A 21,198-nucleotide genomic window follows, 5' to 3' on the forward strand; every position below is an offset into this window, starting at 1 on the left:
CGCCGCACGCCGCACGCCGCCTCAGCGCACCCGCACCGTCCGGCACGTTGACGCCGTGCGGTCCGCTCCGGTCCCGGTGTTGTGCGCGACCGCGCAGACCGTGTGCTTGCCGGCCGCCACCCGGACCGTGCCCGCGAAGCCGTGCGAACGGCCGGAGCCCCAGGTCGCGTCCACGTCGGCGCGCTTCCGGCCGGCGTCCAGTGACGTCACCCGTCTGCCGTCGACCGTGATCGCCACCCGGGTCGCCGCGGTCACCGCGTCGCCGTCGAACGCCCAGCCGCGCACGGCGATGCCGCGGGCCACGGCCGTGACGGACTCGAGCCCGGCGTAGGGGTCGTGCCGGTAGGCGCGGACGGTCGAGCAGCCGAGCGCGGTGTCCGATCCGGCGCCGATGTTCACCGCGGTGACGCAGACACGGCGAGCGCCGGCCGCGGTGGGCAGCACGACGTCGAAGCCGTGGGTCGCGCCGACACCGGCGCGGGCGTCGACGTCGGGACGGTCGAGCCCGGCGGTGGCGACGCCGGCCGCGGCCCCGTCCACGGTGGCACGGACCCGCACGGGCTGCGTGGGGTCGTCCTCGTCGTAGGCCCACCCGGACACGCGGACGCCGCCGCCGGTGCCGGCGACGGCCTCGAGCGCCCCACGGGGTGTCATGTCGGCAGCGGGTGCCCCCAGGCGTGCGTTCGCGACGAGGGCCTGCGCGTAGGCCGAGAACCACTTGCCGGCGGCCGGGGCACCGTTGCAGGTGCCGTCGCTCGCGCCGGGGGTCTTCACCCACAGCAGGGCGTCGAGCGCCGTGCCGTCGGACACCACCCGGGGCGAGGTACCGAGTCCGGCGCCGGGTCCGTTGCACCACGTGCCGCGCCAGCCCTGCCCGTTGCGCGAGGTGTCGATCACGTAGTGGGACCCCCCGGTCGCGGCGGACACCTTCTGCGCGTACGCCTGCTCCTGGGCGGTCGGGTAGTAGTTCGCGACGTTCGTGAAGAAGCCGCGGGCCTGCTGCACCCCCGCGCTGTTCAGTCGCGACGCCATCAGTGCGGGCTGCACCCAGTTCGAGTTGCCGGCGTCCAGGTACGCGGGGACCCCGGCAGCGGTCAGGCCGGCGACGGTGCGGGAGAGGATCCGGTAGCGCTGCTCGTCGAGCGCCGTGCTGCACTTGGCGTTGCTGAGCATCGCGAGCGAGTCCGGTTCGACGACGACGGCTGCACGGTGCCCGGTGAGCGCCGCGGTGACCTGGTCGACCCAGTCGTCGTAGGAACGCTCGTCGAACCCGCCGGCCGAGTACCCGCCGCAGTCACGGTCGGGGATCGCGTAGAGCACGAACACGGGGGTGGTGCCGGACTGCTCGGCCCCGGTCAGGGCGGTGCTGATGGTCTTGGTCAGCTGTGTCCCCTGCGTCCAGTCGCCGAGCCAGGTGGCGACGGGGTAGCGGGCGATGGTCCCGGCCGCCGCGGCACCGGCCGGGTCGGTGGCTGCGAGGGCGGTCTGGGCCTTCGCCGCCTCGCTCGTGGGCGACCGGTACGGCCCGGCGCCGTAGAGCGACGCGGACGTCGCCGAGCGGATGGCGGAAGCCGAGGTCGCTGCCGACGCGGTCGCGGTCGGCAGCAGGCCGGCGACGGCAGCGACGAGGGCGACTGCGGCGGCGCAGACGGCGGTACGGCGCGGACGGCGGCGCATGGAGACTCCCCTGGACGTGTGTTCCCTGACTGCTCCAGGAGAACACGCGTTCCCGTCCCCCACCAGCCTCCCGAGCGGGTGCCACCCGAGGGGGTGTCCGCAGACCGGCCGACAAGTGCGTCCCGCGCCGACACGACACGGGAGGCCCGTGGCGGCGTCACCACGGGCCTCCCGTGTCGTCATCCGGTCACGTCGAGGACGCGACCTCAGTCGTCGAAGTGGGCAGCGGCCGCGCGAGCGCGGTAGACGACGTCGTCGACGTCGTCGCCGAGCACCGTGACGTGCCCGATCTTCCGCCCGGCCCGGGGTGCCTTGCCGTAGAAGTGGTACTTGGCCTCGGGGAAGGCCTGGAGTGCGGCTGGGTACCGGGCGGCGAGGTCGCCGTCGGCGGGTCCGCCGAGCACGTTGACCATGACGGACGCCGGGGCGAACGAGCCGGTGGCACCGAGCGGCAGGTCGAGGACGGCACGCAGGTGCTGCTCGAACTGGCTCGTGGTGGCGCCGTCGATGGTCCAGTGCCCGGTGTTGTGCGGACGCATCGCGAGCTCGTTGATGAGGATGCGCTCGTCGTCGGTCTGGAACAGCTCGACGGCGAGCACACCGGTGACCCCGAGTTCCTCGGCGATGCGGACGGCGATCGACTCGGTCAGGTCGGCGATCCGGCCGGCGCTGTCCGGGGCCGGAGCGATGACCTCGGCGCAGACGCCGTCGCGCTGCACGGTCTCGACGAGCGGCCAGGCGACGACCTGCCCGGAGGGGCGGCGTGCCACGGACTGCGCGAGTTCGCGGGTGAAGGGGACGAGCTCCTCGACCAGGAGGGCCTGGTCGCCGCCGGCCTCGGCCACGGCGATGAACCAGTCGTCGACCTCGGCGGCGTCGGAGACGACCCGGACACCCTTGCCGTCGTACCCGCCCCGCGGGGTCTTGACGACGGCTCGGCCACCGTGGTCGGCCAGGAACCCGCGGAGCTCGTCGGGGTCGTGCACGGCCGCCCAGTCGGGCACCGGCAGGCCGAGGTCGCTCAGCCGGCGACGCATCGTGATCTTGTCCTGCGCGACGGCCAGCGCGTCGGGGCCGGGGTGGACCGCCACGCCCGCGTCGACCAGCGTGCGCAGAACGTCCTGGGGCACGTGTTCGTGGTCGAAGGTGACGACGTCGACCTGTCGGGCGAACTCGAGCACCGTGGCGGCGTCGTGGTAGTCGCCCTCGGCGGTGGCGGCGATGCTCGCCGACATGCCCGGCCCCTCGGCGAGCACCCGGATGTCGATCCCGAGTTCGACCGCGGCCGGCACCATCATCCGTGCCAGCTGTCCCCCACCGATGACCCCGACGCGCAACGCCATGCTGTGTGATCCTTCCGGCGCTCCCACCGCGCGGTGGGAACGCGTTGTCTACAATCGCTGTTCGGGTCGTGCTCTGGACGACCGGTCACAACTCTACGGATCCTGGAGGGCTCGTGCGGCGCCTCATCGCCCAGCTGGCACGCTTCGGCGTCGTCGGTGCCGTCGGCTTCGTCGTGGACACCACGGTGTTCAACGTGCTGCGCATCACCGTCCTGAACCCCGAGGACGTCCACTCGGGCCCGTTCTGGGCGAAGGTCATCTCCACCGTCGTGGCGATCTTCGTCAACTGGATGGGCAACCGGTACTGGACGTTCCGTGAGCAGCGTCGCGCCGTGGCCACCCGCGAGGGTGTCGAGTTCGTCGTCGTCTCGCTCGGCGGCATGGTCATCGCCCTCGCCTGCCTCGGGGTCTCGCACTACGCCATGGGGCTCACCTCGGTGCTCGCCGACAACGTCGCGAACATCGTCGGGCTCGTGCTCGGCACGGTCTTCCGGTTCTGGCTCTACAAGGTCTGGGTCTACCACCCCGAGCGCACCGCCACGCAGCCGGCCACCGCCGACGAGTCGGTGTCCGACGGGCCGCGGGTCCCCCACGACGCCTGACCTAGGATCGGTGGGGTGACGGCCGAGACGACCACCACCCCTGCTCCACCCCGCACCGCGCGCTGGGAACGTGTCGCGATCGCGGTGATCACGGCGACCTTCGGGCTGTGGCTCGTGGCGTGGGCGTTGATCGTCCCGGTGTTCGAAGCGCCCGACGAGACCGCGCACATCGACGCCTCGGTGCACCTCGCCCTCGGCGACGCGTGGGCGGCCCCCGGCGAGCTGTTCGTCACCAACGCCGTGCAGGCCGCCAAGGTCGAGCAGGCGACGAAGCCGTCCGACGAGTGGTCGACGGTGGGCGAGTTGCTGCAGAACGCCCCCGGCCCCTCGGGGACGGTCAACCAGATGACCCAGCACCCGCCGACCGCCTACCTGGCCGGAGCCGCCGTGCTCCGTGCCGTCGACTTCGGGGAACTCCGCTGGGACCACGCGTTCATCGCCCTCCGCCTGGCCGACGTGCTGGCCGTGACCGCGCTGCCGCTGCTCGCCTGGGCGTCGGTGCGCCGGGTGACCCGCAGCCCCCGCGCCGCGCTGATCGGCGCCCTCGCCGTGTTCGCGACGCCCGAGCTCGCGTCCATCGGCTCGTCGTTCTCCAACGACGCCCCCGTCCTGCTCGTCGCCGGGATCGTCGTCTGGCTCGCCACGCGTCTGCTCACCGGGGACACCCGCTGGCGCACCACGATCGCACTGGCTGCGGTCCTCGGGGCCCTGGTCTGGATCAAGGGCACGGGGTTGCCGGCGGTGCCGTTCGTCGCGGTGGTGGTGCTGTTCGCCGGCGCCGGGGTGCTGTCCCTGCGGCAACGGATCGTGCGCTCGGTCGTCGCGATGGCGGTCTCCGGCGGCATCGGCGCGTGGTGGTGGCTGCACAACCTGGTGTCGTACGGGCGGATCCAGCCGAACGGCTACACGGCCATGCGGCCCCCGAAGGACTTCCCGCCGGGTGAGAGCCCCACGCTCGGGCACTTCCTCGACGTCAGCTGGGGCACCCTCGCCCGCACGTTCTGGGGCAGCTTCGGCGGCCGGGCACAGGTCACGATCGGTGATCTGCTCACCGCCGTCCTCACCCTGGTCGCCCTCGTGGTGCTCGTCGGCTGGGCGTTCCGCCGCGGCCCGGACCTGCGGACGGCGCTCTGCCTCGCGGTGTTCCCGGCGCTCCTGATCGGCATCCAGAACCGCACGAGCGCGCACTCGTACCTGACCACCACCGAGGTCGCCGCCACCCAGGGCCGGTACTACTTCCCCGCGATCGTCTGCCTGATCGTGCTGAGCGCGCTCGCGTGGCGGCGGCTGGTACCGGCCGGCCGGGCACGCGCCTGGGTCGCCGTGGCACTGGCCGTCGTGCTGCCCGCCGTGGGCGTGTACGGCTTCGCGGTGGCGTCCGCCTGGTTCTGGAACGCGGCGGTGTTCCCGGTGACGGGGCGTGGGCTGCTGCGCTACTCCGAGATCGGCCCGGTGCCACCCGCGGTGCTCGTGGTCGTCGTGGCGCTGGTCGCGGTGGGCCTCGTCGCCTCGGTCGTGCAGGTCGCGCGCGCCGACCGTCGCGCCCTGTCGACGACGGTTCCCGTCCGCTGACACGCCCGGCCGCGGAGCGCCGGGCGGGCACGACGTGCCGCAGGCGCGGCCCCGAGGGGTCGCGAACCGTCGTCTGGAGCGTCTCCAGGCGACACTTCGTGACCACTCGGCGGACGGCGCACGGCGCGGGTTGGACGCCCCTGCGAGACGGACGGGAGGCCCGGTGCCAGCTGGCACGGGCCTCCCGTCCGTCGCCAGGCGCGCCACGGCCGCCCGGTGTGCAGAAGACGTCGGGTCCCGACACGGGACCCGACGTCTTCTGCACACTCGCTGCCGCGTCAGGCGGCGGGGACGCCACCCTCGACCGCGGAGGGGTCGTCCGTCGGCCGGTCGCGCCGGAACCACGTGGGGGCCGCGGCGCAGAGCAGGAAGAGTCCGTCGACCGCGAGGCTCCAGACACGGGTGACGACGACGACCACGAGGGCGATCGGCACCGGCATCACGAGGGCCAGCAGGAGGGCCTGGACGCCCTCGCGGACACCGAGCCCGCCGGGCGCGAAGACGGCCAGCATGCTGATCGCCGAGGCCATGCTGGCGGCACCGATCACGAAGGCCGCGTCGGTGATCTTCAGCGAGGGGTACACCCCGAGGGTGATGAAGTAGTACGCCGTGCCGGACAGCACCGCTCCGGCGACGTAGAGACCGGCCCCGCCGAGGACGGTGCCGAGGTTCGGGCGGACGTCGGCTTCGAGCGGCTTGCGGCGCAGGATCTTCAGCGCGATCCCGATCAGGAACACGAAGACCCGCGGGATCAGGCAGACGACACAGCCGACGAACGCCGCGATCATCAGGACGATGAGCCACGGGTCGAGGTTGTGGGTGCGCGGGTCGATGAGCAGCAGCACGAGCGCCAGGGCCAGGGTCGCGGCGATCTGTAGGGCTCCCTCGAGCAGGCCGCTCACACCGAGACGGGCCTTCGAGACGCCGTGCTTCGAGGCGAAGTAGACCTTGCCGATGATCCAGGTGGCAGCACCCGGGATGTAGCGGCCCATCCAGGACTTCGCGTACACGTAGGTCAGGGTGACGCCACTGCCCTTCAGCCCGGTCGCACCGAGTCGTCGCAGCAGGTAGAACCAGATGCCGACGCCCCAGTAGCGGAACCCGAGGCTGATCACCGTCGCGAGGGCCACCCACGACCACTGCCAGTCGAGTCCGGCGAGCTGCCCCCAGTCGACGCCGCGCACGTACAGCACGAGGAACACCGCGAGCAGGACGTAGAAGACGATCGGGATCGCCTTGCCGAGGAACCGTCGTCGCTTCGACGGACGCTTCCCCTCGGGCGCGGGGGTGTCGCTGGTGCTGACGGACAAACGGGTCTCCTGCTCAGGTCTCGGGCTCAGGTCATGGTAGACGGTGGGGCGGGCCGCTCCCTGCGGTGCCGCTGCGGCCCTCGCTCGCCCCGTCGCTCGCGCTACCGGGCGAGCTTGATGACCTGGACGCGGCAGGGGACCTCGGGGTCGGTCGACCGGTCGGTGCTGCACGAGATCGTCGCGTTGTACGTGCCGACGACCTTGCCGGCCGCCGAGTAGTCGCGCGCCGGGGCGGTGGCCGCGTCGAACTGCACGAAGTACTGCACGCCCTGGTCGAGGAACAGCTTGCGCATCGCGTCCGACTGGTAGGTGTACCCCTGACCTGAACGACCGTACACACGCGTGTCGGTCAGGAAGGCGAGCGACGCCAGCGACCGGTAGTTCGACCCGATGACGGTGGCGTCCTCGGGGAGCGCGCCGCTCGCCCGGATCTGGTCGGCGAGCCGGACGATCTCCGGCACCCGGGTCGGGCCGAGGACGCGCAGCGGCTCGGTCCGGTTGACCGACGGGTAGAACGGCGCCGGCGATCCGAGCCAGTTCTGCGTGTACGACGCCAGGGGCACCACGGCGATCGCCAGGCACGCGACGATCGTCCGCACCACACCACGACGGCGCACCAGTCGCCAGACCGCCGGCAGCATGAGCGCACCGATCATCGCGGTCAGGTAGAAGAGCGGCCAGTAGTAGCGCGCGTTGCCGCCGCCGCTCGACGACGACGTGATCATGCCGTAGCCGACGAAGTAGACCAGGGTCGTCGCGGCGACGATGCAGGTGAAGGCGTAGCGGCGGAAGCGCACGACACCGATGACGAGTGCGGCGGCGAAGAGCAGCGCGATCGGCGCCGCGAACGGGGCGAACGTGCTGATCTTCTGCAGGTAGTACGGCAGGGCGAGCATGCGCTCGTGCAGGTAGTAGCCGGCGCGGGCGGCGATGCCGGACTCCTTCGTGACCTTCGGCGCGGTGTCGTCGCTGGACGACGAGGTGGCCGGCGGCACCACGGCGGGGTCCGGGTTGTCCATCGGGCCCTGCTTGTAGACCGACGGGGTGAAGTCCTCGTTCGGCGAGAAGGCGTGGTCGTTGGGCGGGACCGGCAGGAACGGCCAGTCCGTGGCTCGACCGCCGTCGTCGAACTTCGAGCCGATGTTGACCGACAGCGACGACCCGAGCGTCACGGTGTCGTACTTGGCGGTCAGGGCACCGACCCAGGGGGCGATGACGACGACGAACACGACGATCGTCGCGACGGGCGCCGTCCACCAGTGCCGCACGGGCTCGTGGCGACGGCGGGCGGACCAGACGCGCAGCAGCAGCCAGAGGATCACGGCCCCGATGGCCACCGGCAGCAGGAACAGCTTGGTGAAGTAGCCGAGGGCTGCGACGGCACCGAGCACGGCTCCGGAGACGACCCGCGCCCGCGTCGATCCGTGCAGCGCCTGGTCGGCCCACCGGAGTGCCCAGAGGAACCCGACGACCCACGCGACGACGAGCAGGTCCGGGGTCTGCACCGGCACGGCGCTCATCAGCGCGGGGATCGCCGTGACCATGAAGACCAGGGCCGGGACGATGCGGTGGTTCTGCGACCAGACGAGCCACCCGCCGATGCCGAGCACCACGGCCGCGGCGAAGCAGTTGACGATCGCGAAGGCCGTCTGCAGGCCGAGGCCGAGCGCGACGAACGGCGCCATCATCCACGAGACCAGCGGCGACCAGTACGCGTTGATCGCATCGGGCAGCCAGCCGTTCGCGTACTCGCGCGCGATGCCCATGTAGGAGATGCCGTCGACGTTGGTGACGCCGAGACGGTTGTGGTAGGCCACCGCAGCGCAGAGGACGACGCCGACCACCGTGAGGACCGCGAGGAGCAGGGGTGCGACCAGGTGCCGGTACCGTCGGGAAGCCGTCCCCGAACGGCCTCGAACGGGCTCGTGGGCGGACTGCGGTGCTGCGGGCGTCGTCACGGTCACGTGCTTCATCATGACATCCGATCGCTTGTCGGACCGCACCGGGCCGGATCGCGAGGGACGCTCGGCGTGTGGGAGACTGCCGGGGACCCCGCTCCGACCACCACGAGGACGTTCGTTGGCCACCGAAACCCGCGCAGCCGAAACCGCAGCCGAACCGAGGGCCGCCGCTCCCCGAGCCGGGGGCCGTCTCGAGTTCCCGTACCTGGACGGTCTCCGCGGACTCGCCGCCCTCGCCGTGGTGTTCTACCACGCGTACCTCTTCACGGGGATGCGGGGCACCGGTCCGACCGAGCTGCCGTGGCTCCGTCCGTTCATCGGGTGGGGCTACCTCGGCGTCCCGCTGTTCATCGTGCTGTCCGGCTACGTGCTGATGCTCCCCGTCGTGACCCGGTTCGACCGCTACCGGTTGCCGGGCGGCTTCTGGAAGTTCATCTGGCGCCGCGCACGACGGATCATCCCGCCGTACTGGGCGTCGCTCGTCGTCTTCGCGCTCATCATCCTGTTCGTCCCCGTGATGGGGCAGCCGGGTGGCACGCAGTGGGACACGAAGTTGCCGATGGGTTGGGGAACCTTCCTCACGCACTTCTTCCTGGTGCACGACTTCTTCCCGCAGTACATCGGCAAGATCAACGGCCCGATGTGGACGGTCGCCGTCGAGTGGCAGATCTACTTCCTCATGCCGCTGCTGATCCTGCCGCTCTGGAAGGTCTTCGGCGGCTGGGCGACGGCGTCCTCGCTGGTCCTGATCGGCATGTGGATGGGCTCCGAGAGCCGCTACTCGTGGATGCACCCGTGGTTCGTCGGCCTCTTCGCGGTCGGCATGCTGGCCGCCGAACTCACCGTGAAGGCCCGTGACGAGCACCTGACCGGCAAGCTGAACGCCTCGAAGCTCGGCGGCCCGCGGTGGCAGGGCGGCGTGTTCGTCGCCGCGATGTTCGTCGGGATGCTCCTCGTCTTCTTCCGCAACCGCGACTACTGGCAGCACCAGACCTGGCCGTCCGAGGTCGTCCTCGGCATCTTCGCCGGCATCCTGCTGACCTGGATGGGACGCCGAGCCGTGTCCGGGCAGCACACCTGGCTGGCACGGTTCTTCGCCTGGAAGCCGTTCGTGCTCGCCGGCCTCGTGTCGTACTCGGTCTACCTCTTCCACAGCCCGCTGCTCGGACTCGGCAACCTGCTGCTCCTGCCGATGGGCCTGTACCCGAAGTGGCAGTTCCTGCTGATGGTCTTCGTGGTGATCCCGGTCACCCTGGCCATCTGCGTCGGGATGTGGTGGCTCGTCGAGCGCAACTTCCTCAACCGCCGGCAGAAGCACGCCACGCGCGAGGTCGCCTCGCGCGGGCGCCTGCCGGAGGTCGAGACCGACGACACCGACACAGCGCCGCGCCGGCGACGGTAGCCCACCGCGGCGGGTGCCGCCCGTGTGCGCCTGACGGACATGTGTCGCCGAGGCCGGGTAGCATCACTCGGACCTCGGCGTGGGAGATCAGGCCCACGGCATCTCGACAGGGAAGACGAGACCACATGCGCGCACCGATCAGCAGACTCCTCGGACTCGGCACCGCCGCCGCCGTCGCCGGGGCCATCACCTTCGCCAGCGGCCCGGCCGTCGGCGTCACCACGACCGACCCCGCGACCGCGGCACCGGCCCCCACGGCGGGTACGTCGGCAGCGGCGCCGGCGGCAGAGGCACCCAGCGAGCAGCTGTCCATCGCGGAGATGGACCGCACCGGCAACCACACCATGGGTGCCGGCATCGCCGCGCACGCCGGCGAGTCCCACGTCACGACCGCCTCGCCCGACGCCCTGTCCGGCGGCGTGAGCGCGCAGGCCCTCAGCTCCTCCGCCGCTGCCGCCTCCGCCGTCGGTCCGCCCCCGGGCCGGGTGCAGGGCTTCGACATCAGCGCGTGGCAGCCGAGCGTGAACTTCCGGCAGGCGTACGGCAACGGCGCCCGGTTCGTGTACGTCAAGGCGACCGAGGGCACCTCGTACGTCAGCTCGACGTACAAGCAGCAGTACGCGACCGCGAAGCAGCGCAACCTGTACCGCGGTGGCTACGTCTACGCCCAGCCGAGCCAGGCGAGCGGCGCCGCGACGGCGAACTACTTCTTCGCGCACGGCGGCCAGTGGAGCAAGGACGGCAAGACCCTGCCGCCGCTGCTCGACATCGAGTACGGCAGCGCCGCCCAGGGCACCTGCTACGGCAAGTCGTGGTCGTCGATGCGCAGCTGGATCAAGGACTTCAACCGGACGGTCGTCGCCAAGACGGGTCGGTACCCCGCGATCTACACCACGACCGACTGGTGGAAGCGCTGCACGAACAACAGCAACCAGTTCTCGAAGAACCCGTTGTTCGTCGCGATCTACCCGGTGAAGGACTTCACCACGCCCGGCACCCTCGGCCGCAGCTGGTCGAAGTGGACCTTCTGGCAGTGGGCGTCCAGCGGCACGCTCCCCGGCGACCAGGACGTCTACCGCAACGACATCACCTACCTGAAGCGCTTCGCCTCCCGGACGAGCTGACGCCCGTCAGGCACGCGGCTGCACCGTGCGCACGACGGACAGGAGGCCCGTGGCGGTGTCGCCACGGGCCTCCTGTCCGTCACGGCCGCGCGTTCGCGCCCGTCGTGTCAGCGGACGTCGCGCGTCGCCTCGGCGAAGTCGGCGTCGAGTGCGGTCGCCATGCGGGCCACGCCCTCGGCGAGCTGCGCACGGACCGTGTCGCGGTCCGCGTCGAGCGCCTCGAGCTGCGCCGTGACGTCGTCGACGAACGTGGGCTCGAGCGCGGCCTCGATCGGCTTCGAGTACGCCTGCTGCCCCATCTGCTCGAAGAACAGCCGACCCTTGTCGACGTAGTAGAGCACCGCGGCCGGCACCCCGGCGATGGTCGCCACGATCGCCGAGTGCAGGCGGCTCGCCAGGAACAGGCGGCTGCGGGACATCAGCCCGGCGTACTCGGACGGCGAGAACTCGTCGGCCTCGACCACGTGGGTGCGGTCGGCGTGCCGCATCAGCGCGATGACCTCGCGGGCGAACGCGGCGTCACCCTCGGACGCCTCCATGTGCATCGGGTAGAACACCACGTCGGCGTCCCAGCGGTCGATGACGCGGTCGGCCAGGTCGGCGACGGCCTGGCGGTAGGTCACGAGTTTGTCGCTGTCGACACCGGTCTGACGGAAACGCTTCGGCAGGAACCGGAACGGGATCCAGCCGCTGCGCTTGTAGTGGAACCAGCGGCGGACGCCGAAGCCGATCGAGCCGTCGAGCTGCTCGGCGGTCAGGCCGGTGGTGCGCTCGAGCCGCTCGAGCACCTCGGCGTCGGGCGGGGTGACCGTCCCGACGACGGCGGGGTCGAAGGACGACACGATCGGCGTCGTCACGCCCCAGGACAGGAGCTTCTCGCGGGACTCGTCGTCACGGACGGCGAACGCGCTGCACAGGTCGACGGTGGCGCGGATCAGGCGCTTGCTGACCCCGGCGGTGGTCGGGCCGATGCCCTGGAACGCCCCGACGAGGTTCTTGTTGACCGCACGGACGAGCAGCATCTTGCCGAACCAGTACACGAGGCCGAGCTTGTTCGTGTAGTCCTTCAGGATCTCGCCGCCACCCCAGAGCACCACGTCGGCGCCGCGGGCGGCACGCAGCAGGGCGAACAGGTCGCCGATGCCCGTGCTGTACGGGGAGACCGGCAGGAACCGGATCCCGAACCACGCGGCGTCCCGCTCGGGGTACTGGGACAGGGACACGATCTCGGCGTCGGGCCACCGGCGGCGGACGAGCTCGACGTTGCCGGCGAGGATCGCCCGGTCCCCGCGGTTGTGGGGCGAATCGCTATTGTGGATCAGTACGCGCACGGGGTGAGAGCCTACCGGACCGTCCCCCGCCACCCCCGGAAAGGCACGATGTCCCGCACCACTCGCTCCGCCCGCTCCCCCCAGGGACGCCCCCGCCTGCTCGTCCTGGGCTCGACGTTCCCGGCCCGACCGGACGACGGGGTGCCGGCGTTCGTGCTCGACCTCGCCCACCAAGAGGCGACCGAGTTCGACACCCTCGTCCTCACGCCCCGCGTGCCCGGCGGTGCCACGAAGGAGCGCATCGGCGAGGTCGCGGTCCGTCGCTACCCGTACTTCCCGCGTCGCTTCGAGGACCTGGCCGACGGCGCGATCCTCGACAACCTCAAGGAACGCCGCTCCCGCATCGTGCAGGTGCCCGCCCTGGTGCTCGCGCAGTACCTGGCCGTGCGGCGCGTGGTGCGTTCTGCGAGGCCCGACGCCATCCACGCGCACTGGGCCATCCCCCAGGCCCTCGTCGCGACCCTGGCCGCTCCGGGCGTGCCCGTCGTCGTGACCACCCACGGCGGGGACATCTACGCGCTCCGTGCGGCTCCCCTCGTCCGCCTCAAGCGGTGGATCTTCGGGCGGTCAGCGCACGTCACCACCGTCAACTCCGAGATGCGTGATCGGCTGACCGAGTGGGGCGTGCCCGAGTCACGCTCGACCGTGATCCCGATGGGTGTCGACCTGGGCCCGGCCCGCGACACCCGCGCGCGCGTCGCGCCACAGGAGCACCACGTGGTCGCCGTCGGGCGGTTGGTCGAGAAGAAGGGCTTCGGCAACCTGATCGAGGCGCTCCGCGGCCTGGGCGACGACGTGCCGTGGCGGCTCACCGTCGTCGGTGACGGCCCGTACCGGACCCAGCTCGAGCAGCAGGCTGCAGGGCTGCCGGTGTCGTTCCTCGGCCAGCGTGGCCGCACCGAGGTCCTCGAGACCCTGGCCTCGGCGACCGTCGTCGCCGTTCCGTCGATCCCGGCGGCGAACGGCGACCAGGAGGGCCTGCCGGTGACCCTGCTCGAGGCCGCGGCGGTCGGCGCCGCGATCGTGGCGAGCGACCTGCCCGGCATCCGGGACGTCGTGCAGGACGACGTGTCCGGCGTGCTCGTGCCCCCGGGCGACGTCCCGGCACTCCGCGCGGCACTGCAGCGCGTGCTCACCGACGACACGGCGCGGACGCGCTACCAGGAGCAGGCCGTCGTCTCGGCGGCGGAGTTCTCCACCGAACGGATCGGCGAGCGGTACCGCGCGGTGCTGCGCGCAGCCATCGGCTGACCACGCGATGAACGCACAGGAGGCCCGGTGCCGGTCCCACGGACCGGCACCGGGCCTCCTGTCGGTCGCGGCTAGCGCCCCATGCCGCGGTACGTGAAGCCGGCGGCGGTCCACGCCTCGCGGTCGAGGCAGTTGCGGCCGTCGATGACGACGGGCGACGCAACGAGCGCGGCAGCGGCCGTCGCGTCGAGCTCGCGGAACTCGGTCCACTCGGTCAGCACGAGCACGAGCTCCGCTCCACCCAGCGCCTCGGCAGCGCTCTCGACGTAGTCGAGCTCGGGGTGCACGCGGCGCGCGGTGACGACGGCCTCGGGGTCGTACGCCGAGACGACGGCGCCGAGTTCGTGCAGGCGAGCAGCGATGTCGAGTGCCGGCGAGTCGCGGACGTCGTCAGAGTTCGGCTTGAAGGCCAGGCCGAGCACGGCGACGCGCTTGCCGCTGACGACCCCACCGAGCAGCTCCTGCGCCAGCTCGACGACGTGCGCGCGACGGCGCAGGTTCGTGGCGTCGACGTCGGCCAGGAACGCCAGGGACTCCCCGACGCCCAGCTCGTTCGCCCGCGCCTGGAACGCGCGGATGTCCTTCGGCAGGCATCCGCCACCGAAGCCGAGACCGGCGTTCAGGAACTTGCGGCCGATGCGGGCGTCGTGGCCGATCGCGTCGGCGAGCGCCGTGACGTCGGCACCGGCGACCTCGGCGATCTCGGCGATCGAGTTGATGAAGGAGATCTTCGTGGCGAGGAACGCGTTGGCGCTGATCTTCACGAGCTCGGCGGTGGGCAGGTTGACGACGAGTCGGGGCGTGCCGGTGGACAGTGCCTCGGCGTAGACCTCGTCGAGGGCGGCGACGGCCTGCTCGCCGGCCGCACCGTCGGGCACGCCGTACACGAAGCGGTCCGGCGCGATGGTGTCCTGCACCGCGAAGCCCTCACGCAGGAACTCGGGGTTCCAGACGAGCGTGGCACCGGGGACGGCCTCGCTGACCTCGGCGGCCAGGCGCGCCGCGGTGCCGACGGGCACGGTCGACTTGCCGACGACGAACTCGCCGGCGGCCAAGTGCGGGGTGAGCGCGGCGACGGCGGCGTTCACGTAGGTCAGGTCCGCGGCGCCGGTGGGGCCCTGCGGGGTGCCGACGGCGAGGAAGTGCACGCGGGCACCGGCGACCTCGGCCATGTCGGTGGTGAAGCGGATCCGACCGGACTCGAGGGCCTCGGTCAGGATCTCGGGCAGGCCGGGCTCGAAGAAGGGGGCCTCGCCGGCAGCGAGCCGCTCGATCTTGGTGGGGTCGACGTCCACAGCGACGACCTCGTGTCCGAGTTTGGCCATGGAGGCGGCGTGCACGGCACCGAGGTAGCCGCAGCCGATGACAGAGATACGCACGTCGAAGACGGTACCGGTTTCTCGCCGAAGTCTCACCACTGCTCCCCAGGGGGTGTCGCGGCGTCCGCGGTCAGGCCCGCACGTCGCCCCACGGCGGACGGTCCGGACCGCCGACGATCTCGTCCCAGTCCGGCTCACGGTGCCGACGCCTGGCCTCGTACGCCTCCACCAGGTCGTGCAGCACGGCGACGACGAGGTCGGCGTGCGGCACGTCGGCGAGGACCACCGCCGGGTCGTCCCCGGGGAACACCAGCACGTCACCGGAGCGGAACAGGCCCTGCAGGCCCCGACGCCGCACCGTGACGTCGTAGCCGCGGGAGTGCAGGAGCTCCCGCCGCGTCCGGGTGCCGAGGCCGCCCACCACGACCAGACGACGGGTGGTGACCACGTACCGCTCCGACATCCACCGGAACAGCGGGACCGCGCCGCCGAACACGACGAGCACCAGGACGACGAGCGCGACGACGGCGTTCAGCCACGCCAGCTGGGCCTGGAACACGCCGAAGCCGAACCCGCCGGCCGCGGTGACGAGCACGACGAACACCGCCGGGCGCACCAGCCGACGGGCGTGCGGTCGCAGGCGTGCGACGACACGTTCGGGCGGGGGCTCGGCGGTCATGCCGTCATGCATACCGCAGGTGGGTGACGTCCCCCACCGCGACGCCCCTGGTGCGCCCCGCCTGGTCCCGGATCGTGATGCGACCGGCGTCGTCGATGCCGGTCGCGTCGGCTTCCTCGACGCTGCCGTCCGGCAGCTCGAGACGGATGCGGCGACCGATCGTGCCGCACGCGGCGCGGACGTGGGTCCGGACCGTCTCGGCGGCGTGACCACCCGCGACCAGGCCGGCCACCGCCTCCAGGACGGAGCGCAGGAACGCGGACAGGACCGCGTCGGCCAGGGCGGGTGCGTCGTCGGCCGCGCCCGCAAGCAGGAGCGAGGTGGACGTGGGGGTGGGCAGCCGGTCGGCCGGGATCGTCAGGTTGACGCCGGCGCCGACCACGACGCTGCCGTCGGCGGCGACCTGGCAGAGGATCCCGCACACCTTGTGCCCGCCGACCTGCACGTCGTTCGGCCACTTCACTACGACGTCCGCGCCGGCGGGGAGCACCGACGCGATCGCGTCGCGCATCGCCGCACCGGCGACCAGGGGCAGCCAGCCGCGGTCGTGGTCGTCGAGGTCGGCGCGGACGAGCACGCTGGCGGCGAGCGTCTCACCGGCCGGAGCGGTCCAGGTGCGGTCGAGCCGGCCCCGCCCCGCGGTCTGGTGCAGGGTCGCGACGACGCTGCCGTGCTGCTGCTCGGGCGCTGCGGCGAGCAGGTCCGCGTTGGTGGACCCGGTCTCGGCGGGGGCGGTGATGGTCGCGCCCGTCGACCGGACCGCCTCGCTGGTGGCGGGGAACGACGGCGACGGGGATGTGGACATGCACGCAAATGTACGGGCAGGAACCGTGGGGGTCCTCCAACCGGCAGCGTCCCACCCGCCGGTAGGGTGAGCGGGTGACTTCAGGAGACACCCCCGATCTGTCGACGACGGCCGGACGGCTGGCCGACCTCCGCGACCGGTACCACGAGGCCGTGACCGCCGCGGGCGAATCCGCCATCGCCAAGCAGCACGCGAAGGGCAAGGGCACCGCTCGCGAACGCATCGAGCAGCTGCTCGATCCGAACTCCTTCGTGGAGTTCGACGAGTTCGTGCGGCACCGCACCACGTCGTTCGGCATGGACGCCAAGCGCCCCTACGGTGACGCGGTCGTCACCGGCGTCGGCACGATCCACGGCCGGAACGTCGCCGTGTACGCGCAGGACTTCACGGTCTTCGGCGGGTCGCTCGGCGAGGTCGCCGGCGAGAAGATCATCAAGGTCATGCAGCACGCGCTCAAGACGGGCGTGCCGATCATCGGCATCCTCGACTCCGGCGGCGCCCGCATCCAGGAAGGCGTCGTCGCGCTCGGCAAGTACGGCGAGATCTTCCGCCTCAACACCCAGGCCTCCGGCGTCATCCCGCAGCTCTCCATCGTGATGGGCCCGGCGGCCGGCGGTGCGGTGTACTCCCCGCCCTCACCGACTTCGTGATCATGGTCGACAAGACCAGCCACATGTTCGTCACCGGTCCGGACGTCATCAAGACCGTCACCGGCGAGGACGTCGGCTTCGAGGAGCTCGGCGGCGCCCAGACGCACAACGCGGTCTCCGGTGTGGCCCACTACATGGCCGAGGACGAGACCGACGCGCTCGACTACGCCCGCTCGCTGATCGGGTTCCTGCCGGACAACAACCTGTCCGACCCGCCCGCGTACGACGTCGCCCCGGAGCTCGAGACCACGGACGCCGACCACGAGCTCGACGTCGTGATCCCGGACTCCACGAACCAGCCGTACGACGTCACCACGATCATCGAGCACATCGTCGACGACGGTGAGTTCCTCGAGGTCCAGCCGCTCTTCGCGCCGAACATCCTGATCGGCTTCGGCCGGGTCGAGGGCCGAACGGTCGGCATCATCGCGAACCAGCCGCAGGCGATGGCCGGCACGCTGAACATCGACGCCGGCGAGAAGGCCGCCCGCTTCGTGCGGTTCTGCGACGCCTTCGGCATCCCGATCCTGACCCTGGTCGACGTGCCCGGCTACCTGCCCGGCACCGACCAGGAGTGGACCGGCGTCATCCGCCGCGGCGCGAAGTTGCTCTACGCCTACGCCGAGGCCACCGTCCCGCTCGTCACCGTCATCACCCGCAAGGCCTACGGCGGCGCGTACATCGTGATGGGCTCGAAGCAGCTCGGCGCCGACATCAACCTCGCGTGGCCGACCGCCGAGATCGCCGTGATGGGCGGTCAGGGCGCCGTCAACATCCTGTACCGCGCCGAGATCAAGCGGGCCGAGGAGTCCGGCGAGGACGTCGCCGCGGTCCGGACGAAGCTCGCCAACGAGTACACGTACAACGTGGCGTCGCCGTACCTGGCGGCCGAGCGTGGTGAGCTCGACGGCATCATCCAGCCGCACGCCACCCGCGTGTCGGTCATCAAGGCCCTCCGGTCGCTGCGGGGCAAGCGTGCAACGCTGCCGCCGAAGAAGCACGGGAACATCCCGCTCTGATGGGACGCCACGCAGCACCCGTGCCCTCGGACGAGCCCGCTTCGGTGGCGGACGTCCGGGTGGTCTCCGGCGGACCCACCCCCGAGGAGCTCGCCGCCGTCGTGGCCGTCCTGCAGCGGCAGGCCGACGAGGCCGCGGCGGCCGGACGCGCTGCCGTCGTCGTCGAACCGCGCACCGGCTGGGACGTGGCGGCTCGGGGGCTCCGCCGCCCGCTCGAGGACGGACCGGGCGCCTGGGGTCGATCGCTCCGCTGATGTACCCCTCGGTGCGCGGCCGATCATGACGGTCACGGGGCGCACTTCCCGGTCGGTATCCCCTCGCTCGGGGGACACGATCTGCGGATGCGGACCGGAAATGCCGAAATTGTCCCCCATAATGACGACTGACATGCAGCTGGTGCGTGGGCATAGTAGTTGGTGTTCGGTGTCCTTCAACGAAAGACATCGCTGGTCGGTGGCCGACTAGGGTACGAAGCCACCGCCCGCTGCGGGGCAGGGCGACATTCGGGTTGTCGCTCAGCCTCGGGTCGCGAACGGGCCGGTCGGTATCCGACCGGCCCGTTCCCCGTTCCCGGGGGCGTCCAGCGCGTGCTGGCGGGCGTCGGTGCGGCTCGCGGGGCCGATGCAGAACGACAGCGCCGACGTCGCGCGACGACGACATGGTCGCTTCCTCGCACGCGCCAGCCCGGCGCGCCCCCCTGACGGCCGGGAGGCTCGTGCCGGGGCCGCCGCGCGCCTCCCGGCTGTCCCCCATCGCGCCCACCGCAGTGCGCGTCCGCACCACGTTCGCGACGGTCCACGCGTCGATCACGTGGTGCATCGTCGCGACACGCGCGCGGCCGCGTGGCCGCGCGCTACGCCGGCTCGTGCCGCGGGATCTCGAGCCAGAGCGCGACGGAGTCGTCCTCGTCACCGTCGTCGTCGTCCAGCCTCGCTCCGAGCGCGGCCGACTCGCTCGCCGCCACGTCGAGGCGGAGCCCGACGACGGTCACCGCGGAGTCGGAGCCCTCGCCGACGGTCCGGACGATGACGTTGTCGGCGTCGCGGGCCTGCCGCAGCGCCTCGGCGACGCGGGCGTGGATGCGACGGATGTCCGGGGCGTCCAGGTCGTCGAGCCCGCCGTCGTCGTGCAGCTGGACGGTCGCTCCGCGGCGACGCAGGCGCATCACCTCGTCGCGGACGTCGTCCGACAGCAGCGACCGGCCGCGGATCTCGTCACGGATGGCCTGCTCGAGGTGCAGGCACTCGGCACGGTCGGCCTCGTCCAGGTCCCCGCAGGAGTCGATGATGCGCTGGAGCATCGGCAGGGCCATCCGGGTGGTCTGGCTCAGCCGGAACTGCCGCTCGAACACGTGGGCGTCCTGCGCAGCCTGCCAGTCGGCGGTCTCCTGCTCGGCGAGGACGAGCTCACGGGTGTTGCGGATGGCGCGGCTCATCGCGGCCGCGAAGACGGTGGCGATCGCGACCCAGGCGACACTGCCGACCACGCCCAGACCGCCGAGCGAGCCGAGGCCGGCCCAGGCGACGGTGTACACGGTCAGGAACAGCACGCCGGCCCACGCGAACGGACCCCGGCCGCGCACGACGAGCACGACCATGAGCGTGCCGATCGCCGCGATCCACCAGGTGGCGGAGCCGGGTCCGCGACCCTCGACGACGACCGGGGCGGCGATCACCGGCATCACGATCGCGGTGGCGAGGGAGAAGCAGGCCGTCCAGACCGGCAGGATCTTGCCGGGGACGAACAGTGCGAGGCCGGTGGCCGCGGCGTAGAGCGCCATGCAGGCGATGATCGGGGCGACCTGGTCGACCCGCGGGAGCGTGGCCGCGGCGAGGACCAGGTGGTAGACGGAGAACAGCGACGCGAGTCCGAGGGCGATGCTCGCCGGCAGGGAGACCTTCATGCGGTCGTCCTCGCAGCCGGCGACCACGTGAGCACGATGCGGGTGCCCTCGCCCGGCGCGGTGTGCACCTCGGCGTGCCCGTCGACGGTCGCGATCCGCTCGACGATGGAGCGGCGGACCCCCAGGCGTTCAGCGGGGATGGCCGCGACGTCGAACCCGCGGCCGTCGTCGCCGACCTCGACGCGCACGCCCTGCCCCTGCTGCTCGATGCTGACCCAGCGGGAGACGTCGCAGTCGCCGGCGTGCTGCACGCTGTTCACCGCGGCCTGCAGCGCCGCCGAGGCCAGCGCGTCCGCGACCGACGCGGGCAGGCGGACCGACCCGGTCGTCGTCGGGACGAGGCGGACGGGCGCGGGGAGGGCGCCGATCCCCTCGCGGATGCGCGCCCGGAGTTCCCCGAGCGCGACCGGTTCGACGTCGCCCGGGCCGTCGGTGGCCGCGGCCTCGAGGTGGTCGATCGCGTTCCGGGCCATCCTCGCCGCGAGGGTCTTGGCCTCGAGCGTGTCGGCACGTGCAGCGGAGAGCAGCGTCGTCAGGACGCTGTCGTGCACGATCGCGTCCACCTGGACCCGTTCGACCTCCGTCGCGTGCTCCCGGATGGCGAGCGAGTACCGCCGCACGGCCGTGGACTGCGCCGTGTCGACCGCCGTGGCCGCGCGGCGCAGCACCACCGCGATGACGAGCACCGCGCCGCTGAGGAGCGCCGTGTAGACCCCGTCGAGCAGCACCGCGAGGACGCCGACGTCGCCGCCGAGCGGGCTGAGCCGGACGACGACGTACACCGCCGGCACGAGCGCGGTGTAGACCGTCGCACGCCACGTGGCGAAGCCCATCGCCGCCGCCGTGCAGCCGACCGTGCAGAACCACCACGGCCACGGCTGCTGCGACGACGGGATGGGCTCCTGCACGGTCGCCGTCCACGTCACGAGCGCGACGAGGAACAGCAGCGCGCAGATGATCTGCGCCATCTGGGCGACCCGCTGCACGAAGGCCGCTACGCCGATGAGCACGAACGACGCCGCGAGCGCGAGCATCAGCGTCGGCCCCCAGAACGGGTCGAGGTACGGCAGCTGCTGCACGACCGCCGGCGCGTCGACGATGCCGAGCCCGATCGCGGCCATCGCCAGGAGGATCGCGAACGCCCGCTCCACCGATGCCTGCGTGATCGAGGCGCGGACGCTGCGCGCCGGATCGGCACCGAACGGTGCCGGTTCGACGGCCGTCCGCCCCGGCTCAGCCGCGGTGACCAT

At 72.0% G+C, this 21,198-nt stretch carries 16 protein-coding genes and 1 pseudogene; 7 read left to right on the forward strand and 10 right to left on the reverse strand.

Features of this window, described 5'->3' with window-relative positions; translation table 11 throughout:
- Nucleotides 1-21: 21 nt before the first annotated feature.
- Both MXD64_RS11620 and MXD64_RS11625 read right to left on the reverse strand, forming a co-directional pair.
- Nucleotides 22-1,677 (reverse strand): glycoside hydrolase family 6 protein, encoded by a 1,656-nt coding sequence (locus MXD64_RS11620; protein WP_071252198.1) that lies wholly within the window; start codon nt 1,675-1,677, stop codon nt 22-24.
- A gap of 206 nt (nt 1,678-1,883) precedes the next feature.
- Entirely contained in the window at nt 1,884-3,020 is a 1,137-nt protein-coding gene (locus MXD64_RS11625; RefSeq protein WP_017888772.1) for a 5-(carboxyamino)imidazole ribonucleotide synthase, read from the reverse strand.
- Between the two features lie 113 nt (nt 3,021-3,133).
- Here MXD64_RS11625 and MXD64_RS11630 point away from each other — a divergent pair, with 113 nt between their 5' ends.
- The gene (locus MXD64_RS11630; protein WP_017888771.1) at nt 3,134-3,622 is read left to right on the forward strand and encodes a GtrA family protein; all 489 of its coding nucleotides are present in this window, start codon (nt 3,134-3,136) and stop codon (nt 3,620-3,622) included.
- 15 nt (nt 3,623-3,637) lie between these two features.
- Entirely contained in the window at nt 3,638-5,194 is a 1,557-nt protein-coding gene (locus MXD64_RS11635) for a glycosyltransferase family 39 protein (protein WP_263136478.1), read from the forward strand.
- A 278-nt stretch (nt 5,195-5,472) separates the two neighbouring features.
- On the opposite strand, the gene MXD64_RS11640 is transcribed toward MXD64_RS11635, so the two are convergent.
- Nucleotides 5,473-6,504 (reverse strand): lysylphosphatidylglycerol synthase domain-containing protein, encoded by a 1,032-nt coding sequence (locus MXD64_RS11640; protein ID WP_017888770.1) that lies wholly within the window; start codon nt 6,502-6,504, stop codon nt 5,473-5,475.
- A 101-nt stretch (nt 6,505-6,605) separates the two neighbouring features.
- A complete protein-coding gene (locus MXD64_RS11645; RefSeq protein ID WP_139179874.1) occupies nt 6,606-8,477 on the reverse strand; it encodes a hypothetical protein in 1,872 nt (623 codons plus the stop codon).
- Nucleotides 8,478-8,583: 106 nt separating this feature from the next.
- Here MXD64_RS11645 and MXD64_RS11650 point away from each other — a divergent pair, with 106 nt between their 5' ends.
- Nucleotides 8,584-9,867: an acyltransferase family protein gene (locus tag MXD64_RS11650; protein WP_017888768.1), complete on the forward strand. Its 1,284-nt coding sequence runs from the start codon at nt 8,584-8,586 to the stop codon at nt 9,865-9,867.
- A 125-nt stretch (nt 9,868-9,992) separates the two neighbouring features.
- Complete coding sequence (locus tag MXD64_RS11655; RefSeq protein ID WP_263136479.1) at nt 9,993-10,991, forward strand: GH25 family lysozyme; 999 nt, start codon at nt 9,993-9,995, stop codon at nt 10,989-10,991.
- A gap of 107 nt (nt 10,992-11,098) precedes the next feature.
- Here the strand turns inward: MXD64_RS11655 and MXD64_RS11660 are convergent, their stop codons facing one another.
- A complete protein-coding gene (locus tag MXD64_RS11660) occupies nt 11,099-12,322 on the reverse strand; it encodes a polysaccharide pyruvyl transferase family protein (RefSeq protein ID WP_159556674.1) in 1,224 nt (407 codons plus the stop codon).
- A 48-nt stretch (nt 12,323-12,370) separates the two neighbouring features.
- On the opposite strand from MXD64_RS11660, the gene MXD64_RS11665 reads away from it, so the two are divergent.
- Nucleotides 12,371-13,573: a glycosyltransferase gene (locus MXD64_RS11665; protein WP_262117756.1), complete on the forward strand. Its 1,203-nt coding sequence runs from the start codon at nt 12,371-12,373 to the stop codon at nt 13,571-13,573.
- Nucleotides 13,574-13,644: 71 nt separating this feature from the next.
- Here the strand turns inward: MXD64_RS11665 and MXD64_RS11670 are convergent, their stop codons facing one another.
- The 3 genes from MXD64_RS11670 to MXD64_RS11680 form a co-directional block, all read right to left on the reverse strand.
- Complete coding sequence (locus MXD64_RS11670; RefSeq protein ID WP_263136480.1) at nt 13,645-14,952, reverse strand: UDP-glucose dehydrogenase family protein; 1,308 nt, start codon at nt 14,950-14,952, stop codon at nt 13,645-13,647.
- 70 nt (nt 14,953-15,022) lie between these two features.
- Nucleotides 15,023-15,571 (reverse strand): PH domain-containing protein, encoded by a 549-nt coding sequence (locus tag MXD64_RS11675; RefSeq protein WP_017888763.1) that lies wholly within the window; start codon nt 15,569-15,571, stop codon nt 15,023-15,025.
- Nucleotides 15,572-15,575: 4 nt separating this feature from the next.
- A complete protein-coding gene (locus MXD64_RS11680; protein WP_056070837.1) occupies nt 15,576-16,376 on the reverse strand; it encodes a biotin--[acetyl-CoA-carboxylase] ligase in 801 nt (266 codons plus the stop codon).
- A gap of 74 nt (nt 16,377-16,450) precedes the next feature.
- Between MXD64_RS11680 and MXD64_RS11685 the strand changes: the two are divergent.
- A pseudogene (locus MXD64_RS11685) lies at nt 16,451-18,045 on the forward strand (acyl-CoA carboxylase subunit beta).
- Nucleotides 18,045-18,299 (forward strand): acyl-CoA carboxylase subunit epsilon, encoded by a 255-nt coding sequence (locus MXD64_RS11690; protein WP_263136481.1) that lies wholly within the window; start codon nt 18,045-18,047, stop codon nt 18,297-18,299. Before MXD64_RS11685 ends, MXD64_RS11690 begins: the two are co-directional and overlap by 1 nt.
- A gap of 599 nt (nt 18,300-18,898) precedes the next feature.
- On the opposite strand, the gene MXD64_RS11695 is transcribed toward MXD64_RS11690, so the two are convergent.
- Together MXD64_RS11695 and MXD64_RS11700 are read right to left on the reverse strand one after the other, a co-directional pair.
- Nucleotides 18,899-19,948: a hypothetical protein gene (locus MXD64_RS11695; protein WP_031260562.1), complete on the reverse strand. Its 1,050-nt coding sequence runs from the start codon at nt 19,946-19,948 to the stop codon at nt 18,899-18,901.
- On the reverse strand, nt 19,945-21,198 hold the full coding sequence (locus MXD64_RS11700) for a sensor histidine kinase (RefSeq protein WP_017888758.1): 1,254 nt from the start codon (nt 21,196-21,198) through the stop codon (nt 19,945-19,947). Before MXD64_RS11700 ends, MXD64_RS11695 begins: the two co-directional genes overlap by 4 nt.

It is taken from the genome of Curtobacterium sp. Arg-1 (assembly GCF_025643395.1).
Lineage (GTDB): Bacteria > Actinomycetota > Actinomycetes > Actinomycetales > Microbacteriaceae > Curtobacterium > Curtobacterium poinsettiae.